Source organism: Levilactobacillus acidifarinae DSM 19394 = JCM 15949, from assembly GCF_001434835.1.
GTDB classification, from domain to species: Bacteria; Bacillota; Bacilli; order Lactobacillales; family Lactobacillaceae; genus Levilactobacillus; species Levilactobacillus acidifarinae.
This window is the reverse complement of record NZ_AZDV01000026.1, coordinates 404066-419586: the sequence shown is the minus strand read 5'-3', so window position 1 is coordinate 419586 and position 15521 is coordinate 404066. Positions and strand designations below refer to the sequence as shown.

Below are 15521 nucleotides of genomic sequence, written 5' to 3'. Positions count from 1 at the left end.
AGCATTACAGGTGCGGGAGGGATGTTACGTGCAGGATGCCATTACCAGATTCATGACCTACCTGCGCGGTGAACGGCAGTATTCGCCCGAAACCGTGAAGGCCTACCACGAAGATTTACAGGAGTTTTGTACCTTTTTGGCGGCTAACGGGGGCACCAAGCCCTGGGGACAGATCGACCAGTTGGACGTCGAAGTTTACCTGAGTCATCTGTACGACCAGCACTACGCGCGGACCACGATCGCTCGTAAACTGTCCACGCTACGGTCGTTATACCACTTTCTGCTCAGCAACGGGGAGGTTCGCGACGACCCGTTCGCCTACGTACGGTTAAAGAAGCATCAAGATCACCTGCCACGTTTTTTCTACGAACGGGAGATGACGGCGCTGTTCACGGCGGCGGGGGAAAATTCCAACGCCCAACTGGCCACGCGCGATTCCGCGCTCCTCGAAGTGTTGTACGGCACGGGAATGCGGGTCAGTGAATGCGTCAACCTGACGCTTAACGCCGTAGACTTCGACAACCGGATGATGTTGGTTGAGGGGAAGGGCAACAAGGAACGCTACGTGCCGTTTGGCCACTACGCCAGTGACGCGTTACAGCAGTATTTCCAAGTTGCCCGCACGCCGTTAATGACTAAGTATCAACAGACTCACGATTACGTGTTTGTGAACCACCGTGGCCAACAGTTGACCGCGGCTGGCATCACCTACCTGCTCAACCAGATCATCAAACGCAGTACGTTGACCACCGACATTCATCCCCACATGTTGCGGCACACGTTTGCCACGCACTTGTTAAATCGGGGGGCGGATCTCCGGTCGGTCCAGGAACTACTGGGCCACAGCAGTCTATCGACCACCCAGATTTATACGCACGTCACGCGCGAACATTTACAGCGCGACTACCGTCAGTTCTTTCCGCGGGCGACCGAAACTAAGGAAACTAAACCGAAACACCGTTAATCAGATAAGGAGACGGAGCATATGCCAGTAAAATTTGAAGCCACCACGATTTGTGCCGTTCGTCATAACGGGCACAACGCCATGGCCGGTGACGGCCAAGTCACCATGGGAGAAAAAGTCATCATGAAGGGCACCGCCCACAAGATTCGGCGGATCTATAACGATAAGGTAGTTGTCGGGTTTGCCGGCAGTGTCGCCGACGCCTTCAACCTGGAGGAAAAATTTGAAGCCCAACTGAATGAATACAGCGGCAACCTTCAACGCGCCGCGGTCGAGCTCGCCAAGCAATGGCGCTCCGACCAAGCCTTACAGAAGCTAGAAGCCTTATTGATTGTCATGGATAAGGACGAAATGCTACTGGTTTCCGGGTCCGGGGAAGTCATCGCGCCCGACGACGACATTTTAGCCATCGGATCCGGCGGAAACTTTGCGTTAGCCGCCGCGACTGCGCTGCACCACCACGCAACCGACATGACGGCTAAAGAAATTGCCGAAAGTGCCATTCACATTGCCGGTGGGATCGATATCTTTACCAACGAAAACGTCATTTCAGAAGAACTCTAAGAAACGAGGGATTGATTGTGGACGCCATTAATAAAACACCGAAAGAAATTGTCAGCTTACTCGACCAATACGTGATTGGTCAAGACGCCGCCAAAAAGGCCATCGCCATCGCCTTACGCAACCGCTACCGGCGGATGCAGCTTGACGCGGCCATGCAGGAAGAAATTTCACCCAAGAACATGTTGATGATCGGACCGACCGGGGTCGGGAAAACCGAAATTGCCCGGCGGTTAGCTAAGATCGTGCACGCCCCGTTCACCAAGGTCGAGGCCAGCAAGTTCACCGAAGTGGGGTACGTCGGCCGCGACGTTGAATCGATGGTCCGCGACTTAGTCGAAGTGGCCGTGTCCATGGAAAAGAAGGACCAATTCAAAAACGTCCGCGCCGACGCCGTCCAAGCCGCTAACAAGCGGTTAGTTAAGCTATTAGCTCCGGCGAAGAAGAAGGAAAACAAGAACAACAACGACTTCGCCAACATGATGAACATGTTCTCGCAGATGCAAAACGGCCAGACACCCACCATGCCCAACCAACCCGATGAAGAAGTTACCGACGACATTCGTAACGAACGGTTATCCCTGTCCGACCAACTGAACAAGGGCTTACTAGAAAACCACATGGTGGAAATCGAAATGGACGACCCGCAACAGGCCAATGCCACCGATAACAACATGTTGGGTCAAATGGGTATCGACTTAAACGATACCTTAGGCTCTATCATGCCCAAGAAGCGCATTAAGCGCACGGTCACGGTCGCCGAAGCCCGCGAAATTCTGGTGGCCGAAGAATCCGAAAAGTTGATTAACAATGCCGATATCAACCACGATGCCATCCAACGGGCCGAGAATACCGGGATCATCTTCTTAGACGAAATCGATAAGATCGCCAAGGGTAGTGGTCAAAACAGTGGCGACGTTTCCCGTGAGGGGGTCCAACGCGACATCTTACCGATCGTCGAAGGGACCCAGGTTAAGACCAAGTACGGCACGATCGACACGGACCACATCCTGTTCATCGCCGCCGGGGCCTTCGCCGAATCCAAACCTAGCGACCTGATTGCCGAACTACAGGGCCGGTTCCCGATTCGCGTGGAACTCAACGACCTCAGCAAGGAAGACTTCGTTAAAATCTTGACGGAACCCAACAACGCTTTGGTCAAGCAGTACATTGCCCTGATTGGGACCGACAACGTTAAGGTGACCTTCACCATGGAGGCCATCGAACGGATCGCCGAACTGGCCTTTGAACTGAATCACGAAAATCAAAACATCGGGGCCCGGCGCTTACAGACCGTCCTCGAAAAGTTGTTGGAGGACTTATTGTACGAAGGACCGGATATGGGGACGGGCGACGTCACCATTACCGAAAACTACGTCAACGACAAGATTGGTGACATCGTGCAAAACAAGGACCTGTCGCGCTACATTCTCTAAACTGGTCTTTTTACCAAGCCCCCGATCGTTTGCGGTCGGGGCTTTGGTCTACATAATTGTTGGGAGGAACTCACCATGTTAACCCTAAGCAATACCTATTTAACCGTTTTGATCAACCCCCAGGGAGCCGAAATTACCAGCGTCAAGGATAACGCCAGCCACCTCGAGTACATGTGGCAGGCCAACCCCGTTTACTGGGGCCGGCACGCGCCAATCCTTTTTCCCATCGTGGGGCGGTTACAGGATAATCAGTACCGCGTCAACGGCCAAACCTATCACCTGACGCAACACGGGTTCGCCCGCGATAACGAATTTCGGTTGTGGTCGCGCACGCCGACGTCCGTGACGCTACGTTACGCCAGTGACGACCAGTCGCGGGAAAAGTACCCGTTTGACTTCGCGTTGACCGTTAAGTACGAGCTGGTCGACCACCAATTACGGGTCAACTTCACGGTCGATAATCCGAGCGATGCCGAACTGCCATTTTCGTTGGGCGCCCATCCTGGATTTAACGTGCCACTAGGGGACATCTTTAACCAATTTACGGACTATCAGGTCACGGTAGCGCCCAAAAAGATTTACCAACGGGTGCCTTTAGTCGGGCCGTACAGCGATACCGGCCATCCCGTGCCGTTAGACCTGACCCAGCCGTTACCCTTAGACCACGAGTTGTTCGCCCACGACGCGCAGGTCCTCAGCCTCGACAACCACGAGACGACCGTCATGCTGGGAACCGCGCGTGATGAACACGGGGTGGCCTTGACCGTTAAGGCGCCGTATCTGGGCATCTGGTCGCCGTATCCGAAACAGGCACCGTTTGTCTGCCTAGAACCCTGGTGGGGCCTAGCCGACGACGTTAACGCCACCGGTGACTTGACTACTAAGGTGGCCATTAACCACCTGCCCGCTCATCAGCAGTTTGCGGCCGGCTACCAAGTCACTTACTTTTAAAACGAAAAAACGCCACCCGCGGGGGTGACGTTTTTTGGTCGTATCGGACCTTAGGGCTTCTTTTGCCGGCGCTGGTAGCCGCGACCGAACGGAACCATCGACTCGGTGCCTTGCCGGATGCGCTGAATGTTACTGCGGTGCCGGTAGAAGACAAAGAGGGTCAAAATCACCGCGATGCCCGTTAGATAAATATCGTGGAAAAATAGCGAAATCAAGGTAATTAAACTAAAGGCGATCATGCTGGCCAGGCTGACCATGCTGGTCCAGTAAATCAGACTGACCCAGAGACCCGCGGCGATAACAAACATCAGCGGGTTGTACGCGAGAAGCATCCCCGCCGAAGTTGCCACGGCCTTGCCCCCCTTGAAGTGGTCGAAGATCGAAACGGTGTGGCCCAGGATGGCAAACAGGCCGAAAAGCAGTGGGGTGGCCGTCCCCAGAAAGGTGGTGACGTGGCCCCAGGTGGGCAGTAGCGTCGCGATGGTCCCCTTAGCGATGTCGAGAACCATGACGGCGGTGCCGGCGTAGGGCCCCAACACCCGGTAGGTATTGGTGGTCCCAATATTGCCGGAACCGGCTTGACGAATATCAGTTTTAAAGAAAGCCTTACCAACCCATACCCCGTTGGGAATGGCCCCCAACAGATAGGCGAGTACCAGTAAGCTGACGAGTTTCACAATGCATTCCTCCGCTCTTATGCGTGGTGACGGGCATTTCGTCGCGTCACCGATTAAGCTGTTTTATATTTTAGCATGTTTTACCCGGAACGCCAATAATCTAAGAGTTGCTAGGCAGTTTCGCGGTCGCTGTGGTATGATAATGTGGTTATGGCTACTCCCGGCGGGGCTTTGGTCCCTTCAGTTGAACATACGTTCGCATTGCGGTAAACTGGGAGTACGCTCAAAAAGAGTTTGGAAACGAAAGGGAGATTTACGTATGGCGAAAGCAAAACCAAAATATGACGACTCCTCCATTCAAGTCTTGGAGGGATTGGAAGCTGTTCGTAAACGTCCGGGTATGTACATCGGTTCAACCGACAGTCGGGGCCTGCACCACTTGGTCTACGAAATTGTCGATAACGCCGTGGATGAAGCCTTGGCCGGTTACGGGAAAGAAATCAACGTGACTATCCATGCCGACAACAGTATCACGGTCGTGGATCATGGTCGGGGGATGCCCGTGGGGATGCACGCCTCCGGAATTCCCACGCCCGAGGTCATTTTAACGGTCCTCCACGCGGGGGGGAAGTTCGGCCAGGGGGGCTATAAGACCTCCGGCGGCCTGCACGGGGTCGGGGCTTCCGTAGTCAACGCCCTGTCGAGTGCCTTAACGGTCACCATCGTGCGTGACGGCGTCCGCTACCAAGAAAAATTTGCCGATGGTGGTCACCCCCAAGGCACGTTAAACAAATTAGGTAACACACGGGCCCATAACGGGACCACGCTGACGTTTAAACCCGATAGTAAGATCTTTACTACCACCGTCTATAACTTTGGGACCCTGGCGGAACGGTTGCGTGAATCGGCCTTCCTGTTAAAGGGCGTCAAAATCACCTTAACCGACGAACGGGCCGGGCAAGAACGGGAAGAAGCTTACCACTTCGAAGACGGGATCAAGGAGTTTGTCGGTTACCTCAACGAAGACAAAGATACGCTGGGCGACATCCTGTATTTCGACGGTAAAAAGGACGGCATCGAAGTCGAAGTAGCCGCCCAATACAACGACGGTTACACCGAAAACCTCCTGTCGTTCGTCAACAACGTTCGGACCAAGGACGGTGGGACCCACGAGGCGGGGATGCGCAGCGGATGGACCAAGGCCTTTAACGAATACGCGCGCAAGGTGGGCATCTTAAAGGACCGCGATAAGAACTTAGAAGGTTCCGACTTGCGGGAAGGTCTGTCCGCCGTGATCTCACTGCGAGTCCCCGAAAACCTCTTACAATTTGAAGGTCAGACCAAGGAAAAGTTGGGCACACCGGAAGCCCGGACCGTCGTGGACGGGGTCGTGGCCGAACAGTTGACCTATTTCTTGATGGAAAACGGGGACTTCGGAAAAATGTTGATCCGCAAGGCCACGCAGGCCCGGCAGGCCCGAGAAGCCGCGCGTAAGGCTCGTGACGAAAGTCGTAACGGCAAGAAGCATAAGCGTCACGAACGGCTCCTATCCGGAAAATTGACCCCCGCTCAATCCAAGAACGCGGCCAAGAACGAACTGTTCTTAGTCGAAGGGGATTCCGCCGGTGGGTCGGCCAAGCAGGGCCGTAACCGGAAGTTTCAGGCCATCTTGCCCTTACGGGGGAAGGTCTTAAACACCGAAAAGGCCAAGCTACCGGACATCATGAAAAACGAAGAAATCAGTACCATGATTTACACCATTGGCGCTGGCGTGGGTGCGGACTTCGATATCGATTCCGCCAACTACGACAAGATCATTATCATGACCGATGCCGATGACGACGGGGCCCACATTCAAATCTTGTTACTCACCTTCTTTTACAAGTACATGCGCCCAATGATCGACGCGGGACGGGTCTACATCGCCTTGCCACCACTGTACCGGATTCAACGGACCGGGAAAAAGGCCACCATCGATTATGCCTGGACCAACGACGAATTGGTCGCCAAGACCAAGAAGATCGCCAACCACGGCTATCACCTCCAACGGTTCAAGGGACTCGGGGAAATGGACGCCGAACAGCTCTGGGAAACTACCATGGATCCCGACAACCGGACCTTGATTCGCGTACAGATCGACGACGCGGCCTTAGCCGAACGGCGGGTCACGACGTTAATGGGCGACAAGGTGGAACCACGCCGGAAATGGATCGAAAATAACGTCCAGTTTACCTTGGAAGACGACGACCAGGATTTCTTAACGGGCGCCGATTCTAAGGACCAAGCCTAAGGGGAAAGGAGCAATCAGTCGTGAGTGAAGGACAAAAGATTCAAGAACTAACGTTGGAAGAGGTCATGGGTGACCGCTTCGGCCGCTACTCCAAATCCATCATCCAAGAGCGGGCTTTACCGGATATTCGCGACGGGTTAAAGCCCGTTCAGCGTCGTATCTTGTTTGCCATGAACAAGGATGGCAACACCTACGATAAAGGATTTCGTAAGTCGGCCAAGTCGGTCGGCAACGTCATGGGGAACTTTCACCCCCACGGGGACAGCTCGATCTACGAGGCCTTGACCCGGATGAGTCAGGACTGGAAGGTCCGCGAACCGTTAGTCGAGATGCACGGGAATAACGGGTCGATGGACGGGGACCCGGCGGCCGCGATGCGGTACACCGAAGCCCGGCTCAGTAAATTGTCGGGTGAAATGTTACGTGATATCGATAAGGATACCGTCGACATGGTCCTCAACTTCGACGACACGGAATACGAACCGACCGTTTTACCGGCCCGGTTCCCGAACTTACTGGTCAACGGGTCGACCGGGATCTCGGCTGGTTACGCCACGGAGATTCCGCCGCACAACTTGGGCGAAACCATCGACGCGTGCGTTTACCTGTTGAGTCACCCGAAGGCCACCTTGGCCGATTTGATGGAATTCGTTCAGGGCCCCGACTTTCCGACCGGGGGGATCATCCAAGGAAAAGACGGCATCGTCAAGGCTTACGAGACCGGTCGTGGCCGCATCGTGGTCCGCTCCAAGACGGCCATCGAACCGTTACGGGGCAACAAGAGTCAGATTACCGTGACCGAAATTCCCTACGAGGTCAACAAGGCCCAACTGGTCAAGAAAATTGACGAAATCCGACTGGGGAAAAAGGTCGAAGGCTTGGCCGAAGTGCGCGACGAAACCGACCGCGATGGGTTACGGATCGCCATTGAACTCAAACGTGACGCCGACGCCCAGGGCATCTTAAACTACCTGTTTAAGAATACCGAGTTGCAGGTGACCTACAACTTCAACATGGTGGCCATTAACCACCAACGGCCCGAACACGTCGGGTTAAAGACCATTCTGTCCGCCTACCTGGAACACCAACAACACGTGATCACCCGGCGGACCAAGTACGACCTGCAAAAGGCGTTAGATCGTCAGCAGATCGTTAGTGGGCTGATCAAAGCCTTGTCGATTTTAGATCAGGTCATCAAGACCATTCGGGCGTCGAAGAACCGGAAGGACGCGCGCGATAACCTGGTGGCGGCCTACGACTTTACCGAAAAGCAGGCCGACGCCATCGTGGCTTTACAGCTGTACCGCTTGACCAACACCGACGTGACCCAGTTAGAAGCCGAGGCCGCTAAATTGGCCGCCGCAATTGAAACCGATCACAAGATTTTGGCCGATCCTAAAGCCTTAAATGCCGTGCTGCGTAAGGAACTTAAGGCCGTAGCTAAGGCCTACCGGAACCCTCGCCGGACCAGCATCGAAGACCAAATCGAAGACCTAAAGATCAAGACGGAAGTCACGGTCGCCGACGAAGAGGTCGTGGTGATGGTCAGTCACGACGGTTACCTGAAGCGTTCGAGCATTCGGTCGTATACGGCTTCGGATGCGGCCGAAAACGGTTTGAAGGATGAGGATTATCCGATTTTCATGGAGAAGCTCAGCACCTTAGCGCACCTGATGATGTTCACCAATAAGGGCAATCTGATCTACCGGCCGGTCCACGAGATTGCCGACGTAAAATGGAAAGAAACTGGCGAACACATCAGTCAGGCCATTGGATTGGCCCCCGACGAGGAAATCGTGGCGACCTTTGCCTTTAAGAGTCTGAAGGAACCGGGGCACTTCTTGATTGCCACTAGCGACGGGTACATCAAACAAACTGCCTTTGAAACGTTAACGCCGGGCCGAACCTATAAGAAACGGGCCGCCGTTTACGAGAAGCTCAAGCATCCCGACGCGCGGGTCGTTGCGGTCAACTACCTGGATAATCCTGACGACGAACGGGGCGTCTTGCTGGTTTCTAAGAACGGTTACGCCCTGCGCTACGCCATTGATGAGGTCTCGGTCAACGGGGCCCGGACTACCGGGGTGCGGGCTATGGACTTACGTGACGACGATGAAGTGGTCAACCTGGCCCTGGTCACCGATCGCGATACCATTGCCTTGATCACTCAACGGGGCGCCTTCAAGCGCCTCGCGATGAAGGAACTGTCCGTCACCAGTCGGGCCCGGCGCGGCGTGCTCATCTTGCACGAATTGAAACGCGAACCGCACCGCGTCGTGGACTTCTTGGTAATTCCTAGCAATAACCCGGCCTTAGAGATCATCACCAGCCGCGAGCGGACCCACGACGTCCTTCCAACTGAGCATCCCCTAAGTGGGCGGTACTCCAACGGATCGTTCGTGGTCGATACGGACGTCGAAGGGACGCCGGTGCAATTGCGCCTGAAGCCTACGGAATTGGTCCTGAATTAAGTCATAATAAATGGATTTATAAGCAGAATTATTTGCGCTTTCACGGGAACCAGGCTATCATTAAGATTAATGGTTACCATTAGACTGGCAAGTGCTCCGAGGTTGCTCGCCACCCCAGTCGTAAGGAGTAAAAGCGATGAAGACGAAACAGGAAAGTATTTTTTCTTCCAAAACCTTAACGTATTTTTTACAGTTGGCTGAGACCATGAATTATACGCAGGCGGCACAGATTTTGGGGATTACCCAACCCGCCTTGACCCAACAGATTAAGAAGCTGGAGCGCACGGTGGGGGCCCCGCTCTTTTATTCGGTCGGGAAGAAACTGCGGTTGTCCGATGCCGGCTATACCATGTTAGCGGCGACCCATAAGATCTACGGGATCTTAAACCAAGCCACCGACGAGATTCAACAAGCCACCAGCGCGACCCAGGGCGAAATCAACATCGGGTTACTGGCGTCGATCGAAGATGCGGTGTTCGAAGACTTTGCGATTCTGTCCTACCAGAACAACCCGGACATTCGAATTTCTTTTCACATGTTAACGCGTAAGGAAATTTGGGAGCAGTTGGAAAATAACCGCATTGATCTGGCCATCATGTATTTGCCAGACGATTCGATCAAGAACTGGAAGCCCTATGAGTCCAAGAAGATTATTTCCGACGACCTGTTGTTCATCCACCACGACGAGCAGTTGGCCAAGAAACGCCGGGTGAAGTTTAAGGACACCACCAACGGGGCGTGGGTCATGTATCCGGAGGGGTATTACCTCAACCAGACGCTCCACGAGGCCTACAAAAACCAATTGGCCGATTTCCCCAAGAGTGTGGCCAACTTCACCACGCCGACGCAGCTGCTGCACTTTTCGATGCAGACCCAGGCGTCCACGGCGTTACCGAATTCCTTCATGATTGGGCAGGATGCCTTGCCGACCACCTGGACGGCCCATTTTGACCCCAATATCCGCTTTGATTTAGCCTTTGTCTTCCGCAAGGGTAAGGCGGAGATCCCGCGAATCAGCCATTTCTTGGCGCAGTTCGACCGGTACTTGCATACCGACGACTACATTTCGCGGCTTAAACAGTTGCGTAACAACTAAGCATCACTCAAACTATCTCGTTAAAGGAGTTTTTATCCATGAGTAAAGTATTGATTTTTGGTCACCAAAATCCGGATACGGATGCCATCGTTGCCGCTAAGGCGTTTGCGTACTACCAAAACCAAAAGGGTATCGACGCAGAAGCCGTCGCTTTAGGCGATCCCAACATGGAAACCAACTACGTGTTGGCCCATTTTGACGAACCGGCACCCCGGGTGGTCAAGACCGTGGCTAACGAAACCGACCACGTGATGTTGGTCGACCACAACGAAGCGCAACAAAGTGTCGCTGACCGGGATCAGGTCACCATCGACGCCGTTGTGGACCACCACAAGATTGGCAACTTCGAAACGGCCGCTCCGTTATACTACCGGGCCGAACCCGTCGGCTGCTGCAGCACGATCTTAGTGGAAATGTTCAACGAAGCTAAGATCGAAATCCCAGCGAAGTTAGCGGGCTTAATGTTATCCGCCATCATCTCGGATACGTTACTCTTGAAGTCGCCAACCACCACGGACGTGGACCGCGAAGCTGTGCGTGAATTGGCCGAAATCGCCGACATCGACGTGCAAAGCTACGGCATCGCCATGCTTAAGGCCGGCACCAACCTGGCCGCTAAGAGTGACCAAGAACTGATCGACGCCGACGCCAAGTCCTTCGACATGGCCGGCAAGAGCATTCGGATCGACCAAATCAACACGGTCGACTTAAAGGACGTCTTGGACCGTCAAGCTGGCTTGGAAAAGGCCATGGCCGCCGAAAACGCCGACAAGGGTTATGATCTGTTCATCGCCTTAGCGACCAACGTCTTGACTAGTGACTCCGAACTTATCGTCGTGGGTGACGATGAGACCCGGGCCGCCGTGGAAAAGGCCTTTAACGTTAAATTAGCGCAAAACCGCGCCAGCTTGCCTGGTGTCGTTTCCCGGAAGAAGCAAGTGGTGCCACCATTGACCGCCGCTTTCGAAGGCTAAATCTAAGTAACTAAAGTAGCGTCTACCGGAATTTGACCGGTAGGCGTTTTTTAGTTGGTTATGAAAGTGGCTAATCTGGCATCCCCTTCAGAGTCGCCTCCTGGGGCCAGATATGGTCTACTAGAGACCCGGCCAGAAGAATTAGGGAGGAGCTGGGAGCATGCCAGTTATGATTTACCTGGTTGAAAACCATGCCGGCGCCGATTATTTTGTCCCCGTCGACCGCCGGGATGGGCAGCAGGTGGCCCGAATCGAACGACCGCGTAACGCGCAAGGCGATGCCGATTTCGTGTACGGGGAGGTCGCGACCAACGCTGCGGCCCGCCAAATCGTGCGCGAGCAGCACTACACCGTCCCGTTTGAACGCCAGTTCTTGGCGCAGATTCAAGACTTCTTTCGCCACCAGGCCACCAATTAACGAGTTAAGCCAACCTTGCGACGGCTGATTAACTCAAAAGGGTCACCCTAACGGCTAATGACTAGTCGTCGGGTGACCCTTTTAGTCTGGGGCTTAGCCCCGCTGTAAGCGGTCTAGGATGGCCGCACTAGTCGCGATTGGCCGTTCTTCCGGTAACCAATGAGCGGTGTTGAGCACCACGAACCGGTAGTCGGCGGTCACGAAGTCGGCGGTTTTCCGGGCTGCTGCCGCGCCTAAGAACGGATCGTGTTGGCCCCAAACGTAGGTGGTCGGTACGTGGATCAGTGGATCGGGAACCGCCGGTTGGTGGGACACCAGCATCCCACGGTACCAGTTCACGGGGCCGCACAGACTCTGGGGAGTGGGAAAGGCGGCCAGTAGCGCGGCGGTGGCGGCCGCGCTTAACCCCGATGACCGGAGCTGGTGCGGCAATAACCGGTAAGCCAACCAGTCGCCCACTCGCGGTACCTGAAAGGCGCCGATGTAGGCACTGCTCAAGAGTTGGGTCGAATGCCGGTACGCCCACACTAAAGCCAATGGGTGGGGGGTGGCAAGTACGGTTAACGAGCGGAGCTTAGCGGGGGCCAGCTGGGCGAGTTTCCACGCTAAAAAGCCGCCCCAGTCGTGGCCCACCACGTGCACGCGGGTTAAATGAAATTGCGTGATGAGGGCGATTAGATCGCCCACCAAATGAGCCGTGGTATACGCGCGCCGGCCCGCCGGAATGGCGGTGGGGGCGTACCCGCGCATGACGGGGACCCAGGTCTGGTAGCCGGCTGCGGTGAGTCGCGCAACCACGGCGTTCCAACTGGCTGCCGTTTCAGGGAAGCCGTGGAGGAGTATGACCGTTTCGCCCGTGGCCGGTCCGTGCCGGTAGACGGGGAGGATCAGGCCTTCGTGAGCGTAGGTCAGGCGGTGACCCAAGGGGACCATGGTAGTCATGTGAACAAACCTTCTTTCTAAATTAAAAACTCGTTGTCCATTGTAACCCGATTATTTGTTAGCACCAAGCTACGGTGGGAAATCAAAACAGCGGCGCCGTTAAGGGGCCCCGCTGAACATTAGGTGGTGATTCGGTGGTATTTACGTCCTAAGACGTAGAGTGCGCCACCCTTAAGTTTGAAGGTCGTTTGTCGGACTTTTTTGGTGTGAGCGGTGCGTTCTTTGACCGTATAGGTCTGATCGCCTAAGTATTTGTAGCGCGCGGCCTTCCCCTGAGCATTAACCCGACCGTTATTGACGAACCGTAAGCCAGTTTTTTTAATCCGGACGGTATAACGCTTACGCCCCTGCTGGTACCGCCACGTACCCCGGGCTTTCGTGGGCGTTCCGGTGTGCCAAGTCGCGGCTTGAGCGGTCGTGGTTGTGGCGGTGCTAGTTACCCCGAGTAAGCCGCCCAGAATTTCCAGGCCCGCTAACATAAGTTTTAGTTGCATCTGATTTTCCTCCCCCATAATCTGACTTTAGTATACACGCCTAGTGCTCAATTATCGGGAATAAGTCATTCTTAGTGTGCTTGGCCGAATCTAAGCGCGTTCATCCCAGCGGAATTGAAGGCCTTTTCACGGACTTTTAGTGCGCCGTCGACTATAATAAACGGTGTCTGGTATGTTCATTTAGCATACCAACATGTTTAACAGGCATTTACCTTAGCGGGCCCCGTGCCCGTATAATTGAAGTAATGAACCTAAAGGGAGGATTTTTTGATGAAAGCAGCTGTTTTTGCAAAAGCCGGTCAAATGGTCGTTAACGAGATTGAAAAACCTAAGGTCCAACAACCCGACGACGTGATTATTCGCGTCGTGCGCGCCTGTGTCTGTGGGTCCGACCTCTGGGCTTACCGGGGCTTAGACGATAAGGCCGCCAACTCCGAAAATTCCGGTCACGAATCGATCGGAATCGTGGATGCGGTCGGCGATGATATCACCACGGTCAAGCCCGGTGACTTTGTCATTGCTCCGTTTACCCACGGCTGTGGCCACTGTCCGGCCTGCTTAGCGGGCTTCGACGGGGTTTGCCAATCCCACACGGATAACTTCAGTGACGGTAACCAGGCCGAATACGTCCGGTTCCAACACGGGCAATGGGCCCTGGTTAAGATTCCCGGCCAGCCTAGCGACTATAGCGAAGGCATGTTGAAGTCCCTGTTGACCTTAGCCGACGTCATGGCGACCGGGTACCACGCCGCCCGAGTCGCGCACGTTAAAGCCGGGGACACGGTGGTCGTCTTGGGTGACGGTGCCGTGGGACAGTGTGCCATCATTGCCGCTAAAATGATGGGGGCCAAGCAAATCATCTCAACTAGCCGCCACGCCGACCGACAAGCGCTGGCCAAGGAATTTGGCGCAACTGATAACGTGGCCGATAGAGGTGACGACGCCGTTAAGCAAATCATGGCGTTGACCAACGGTGCCGGCGCCGATGCCGTGCTCGAATGTGTCGGGACGGAACTCTCGACCGAAACGGCGATGCAGGTTGGTCGTCCGGGCGCTGTGATTGGTCGGGTCGGCTTACCACACACCACCAAGATGGACGTTACCGCCCCGTTCTACAATAACTTTAGCTTAGCCGGCGGTCCCGCTTCCGTGACGACCTACGATAAGCAACGGTTACTCAAGGCCGTTTTAGATGGTCAAATCAATCCCGGGAAGGTCTTCACTAAGAGCTTCACGTTGGATCAGATCGACGACGCTTACCAAGCCATGGCTAAGCGCGAGGCGATTAAGTCGTTTGTTGTGGTCAGTGACTAAGAATTACTCATTGCTAACTAGCTAACGGTTAAAAATCTCTCGTCAAACGTGATGGGGGATTTTTTAGTTTATAATTAATTTGTTTATGAGCACGATTAATTGATTAAATAGTAAATAATCCTGTAAAGATTCGATGTTGTTCGTATAACCTCTGTAAAGCCGCCCAATGAGCGGCTATTTTTTTGTAAACTGTAGGTGGATTTACCGACAGTACAGGTGAATCCTCACGAATCGTTGGATTAGGTAGATTTAATTGAAGGCGGGTGAAATCGGCTAATTGGGAGTTAAAAGGTCCGGTATGATCAAACTTAAATCTAAAAACAGGAGGAAAATCGTTCTCGGTGATCTGGACCAGCATTAACAGAACGATTTAATGGAAAATAATGACTCATAAACCAATAGTTTTAGCCATCTGTACGTTAGGACTCTTACTACCAATGACGTCAGTGGTCGCTCACGCGGCAGCAACGGCCAACCAGACGGCTAGTGTCGAAGTCGATAAGGGACAATTAGTCTTTCAAAGTAAGGACGGTAAAGCACAGACACCGTCTTTTACCTTTAACAACCCAAAAGTCTCCGCGGCCTCACAGACGGTTGGGCTAAACAGCAATAACGCAACCACTTTGGGAATCTCTAACCAGTTAGGGACCGGAGAGCCTTGGTATGTCAGCGCCCAATTAGGGACGTTTACCTCGACTGATTCAAATAAGCGTACGTTAGAGGAGGCAACCCTTAATTTCGCGCCGGACAGCACGACCGGTTCGGACCCAGTTAAGCTTAGTTCGACTAACCTCATAGCTGGTGGGTCGGCAGCCCCCTTACTCAGTGCCGCAAAAGACACCGGGATGGGGGATGTGGCCACCTCACTAGCTAAGACCACGTTAACTCTGCCTAAGGTCACCTACGCGGGGACGTATACCGCTCAGTTGACCTATACGTTAACGACCGGGCCGCAAAGCTAATTCGCCCAACCGGTTAGGTGAAACGAGTGAA

Annotated in this window: 14 protein-coding genes; 11 read left to right on the top strand and 3 right to left on the bottom strand. The window is 54.1% G+C overall.

Annotated features, from left to right (window positions below; genetic code table 11):
* The first annotated feature begins 28 nt into the window (after positions 1 to 28).
* From xerC to FD25_RS09715, 4 genes are all read left to right on the top strand, one after another.
* A complete protein-coding gene (gene xerC / locus FD25_RS09730) occupies positions 29 to 964 on the top strand; it encodes a tyrosine recombinase XerC (RefSeq protein ID WP_146999886.1) in 936 nt (311 codons plus the stop codon).
* A gap of 21 nt (positions 965 to 985) precedes the next feature.
* Positions 986 to 1528: an HslVU peptidase proteolytic subunit gene (gene hslV, locus FD25_RS09725; protein ID WP_057803710.1), complete on the top strand. Its 543-nt coding sequence runs from the start codon at positions 986 to 988 to the stop codon at positions 1526 to 1528.
* Positions 1529 to 1545: 17 nt separating this feature from the next.
* The gene (gene hslU, locus FD25_RS09720) at positions 1546 to 2961 is read left to right on the top strand and encodes an ATP-dependent protease ATPase subunit HslU (protein WP_057803709.1); all 1416 of its coding nucleotides are present in this window, start codon (positions 1546 to 1548) and stop codon (positions 2959 to 2961) included.
* Positions 2962 to 3036: 75 nt separating this feature from the next.
* Positions 3037 to 3912 (top strand): aldose 1-epimerase family protein, encoded by an 876-nt coding sequence (locus FD25_RS09715; protein ID WP_057803707.1) that lies wholly within the window; start codon positions 3037 to 3039, stop codon positions 3910 to 3912.
* A 50-nt stretch (positions 3913 to 3962) separates the two neighbouring features.
* Here FD25_RS09715 and plsY read toward each other — a convergent pair whose 3' ends face one another.
* Positions 3963 to 4589 (bottom strand): glycerol-3-phosphate 1-O-acyltransferase PlsY, encoded by a 627-nt coding sequence (plsY, locus tag FD25_RS09710; RefSeq protein ID WP_057803705.1) that lies wholly within the window; start codon positions 4587 to 4589, stop codon positions 3963 to 3965.
* Between the two features lie 259 nt (positions 4590 to 4848).
* Between plsY and parE the strand changes: the two genes are divergently transcribed.
* From parE to FD25_RS09685, 5 genes are all read left to right on the top strand, one after another.
* Positions 4849 to 6819 (top strand): DNA topoisomerase IV subunit B, encoded by a 1971-nt coding sequence (parE, locus tag FD25_RS09705; RefSeq protein WP_057803702.1) that lies wholly within the window; start codon positions 4849 to 4851, stop codon positions 6817 to 6819.
* A 65-nt stretch (positions 6820 to 6884) separates the two neighbouring features.
* Positions 6885 to 9290 carry a DNA topoisomerase IV subunit A gene (parC, locus tag FD25_RS09700; RefSeq protein WP_057804316.1) on the top strand — a complete coding sequence of 802 codons (2406 nt, stop codon included), beginning with the start codon at positions 6885 to 6887 and terminating at the stop codon, positions 9288 to 9290.
* Positions 9291 to 9426: 136 nt separating this feature from the next.
* Entirely contained in the window at positions 9427 to 10386 is a 960-nt protein-coding gene (locus tag FD25_RS09695) for a LysR family transcriptional regulator (protein WP_057803700.1), read from the top strand.
* 38 nt (positions 10387 to 10424) lie between these two features.
* Positions 10425 to 11360: a manganese-dependent inorganic pyrophosphatase gene (locus FD25_RS09690; RefSeq protein ID WP_057803697.1), complete on the top strand. Its 936-nt coding sequence runs from the start codon at positions 10425 to 10427 to the stop codon at positions 11358 to 11360.
* 160 nt (positions 11361 to 11520) lie between these two features.
* The gene (locus FD25_RS09685) at positions 11521 to 11778 is read left to right on the top strand and encodes a hypothetical protein (RefSeq protein ID WP_057803695.1); all 258 of its coding nucleotides are present in this window, start codon (positions 11521 to 11523) and stop codon (positions 11776 to 11778) included.
* A gap of 93 nt (positions 11779 to 11871) precedes the next feature.
* Here the strand turns inward: FD25_RS09685 and FD25_RS09680 are convergent, their stop codons facing one another.
* Both FD25_RS09680 and FD25_RS09675 read right to left on the bottom strand, forming a co-directional pair.
* Positions 11872 to 12720: an alpha/beta fold hydrolase gene (locus FD25_RS09680; protein WP_057803693.1), complete on the bottom strand. Its 849-nt coding sequence runs from the start codon at positions 12718 to 12720 to the stop codon at positions 11872 to 11874.
* Positions 12721 to 12839: 119 nt separating this feature from the next.
* Positions 12840 to 13214, bottom strand: a complete 375-nt coding sequence (locus tag FD25_RS09675; RefSeq protein ID WP_057803690.1) for a hypothetical protein — start codon at positions 13212 to 13214, stop codon at positions 12840 to 12842.
* A 270-nt stretch (positions 13215 to 13484) separates the two neighbouring features.
* Between FD25_RS09675 and FD25_RS09670 the strand changes: the two genes are divergently transcribed.
* Together FD25_RS09670 and FD25_RS09665 are read left to right on the top strand one after the other, a co-directional pair.
* Positions 13485 to 14528, top strand: a complete 1044-nt coding sequence (locus FD25_RS09670; protein ID WP_057803687.1) for a zinc-binding dehydrogenase — start codon at positions 13485 to 13487, stop codon at positions 14526 to 14528.
* 383 nt (positions 14529 to 14911) lie between these two features.
* Complete coding sequence (locus FD25_RS09665) at positions 14912 to 15490, top strand: WxL domain-containing protein (RefSeq protein ID WP_083484137.1); 579 nt, start codon at positions 14912 to 14914, stop codon at positions 15488 to 15490.
* Positions 15491 to 15521: the final 31 nt, after the last annotated feature.

Excerpts from the sequence above, each read along its gene's own strand:
- hslV (WP_057803710.1), top strand. The coding sequence starts at position 986 with ATGCCAGTAAAATTTGAAGCCACCACGATTTGTGCCGTTCGTCATAAC.
- FD25_RS09665 (WP_083484137.1), top strand. The coding sequence starts at position 14,912 with ATGACTCATAAACCAATAGTTTTAGCCATCTGTACGTTAGGACTCTTA.
- FD25_RS09680 (WP_057803693.1), bottom strand. The coding sequence starts at position 12,720 with ATGACTACCATGGTCCCCTTGGGTCACCGCCTGACCTACGCTCACGAA.
- FD25_RS09715 (WP_057803707.1), top strand. The coding sequence starts at position 3,037 with ATGTTAACCCTAAGCAATACCTATTTAACCGTTTTGATCAACCCCCAG.
- FD25_RS09670 (WP_057803687.1), top strand. The coding sequence starts at position 13,485 with ATGAAAGCAGCTGTTTTTGCAAAAGCCGGTCAAATGGTCGTTAACGAG.
- FD25_RS09695 (WP_057803700.1), top strand. The coding sequence starts at position 9,427 with ATGAAGACGAAACAGGAAAGTATTTTTTCTTCCAAAACCTTAACGTAT.
- parE (WP_057803702.1), top strand. The coding sequence starts at position 4,849 with ATGGCGAAAGCAAAACCAAAATATGACGACTCCTCCATTCAAGTCTTG.
- FD25_RS09675 (WP_057803690.1), bottom strand. The coding sequence starts at position 13,214 with ATGCAACTAAAACTTATGTTAGCGGGCCTGGAAATTCTGGGCGGCTTA.
- FD25_RS09685 (WP_057803695.1), top strand. The coding sequence starts at position 11,521 with ATGCCAGTTATGATTTACCTGGTTGAAAACCATGCCGGCGCCGATTAT.
- FD25_RS09690 (WP_057803697.1), top strand. The coding sequence starts at position 10,425 with ATGAGTAAAGTATTGATTTTTGGTCACCAAAATCCGGATACGGATGCC.
- parC (WP_057804316.1), top strand. The coding sequence starts at position 6,885 with ATGGGTGACCGCTTCGGCCGCTACTCCAAATCCATCATCCAAGAGCGG.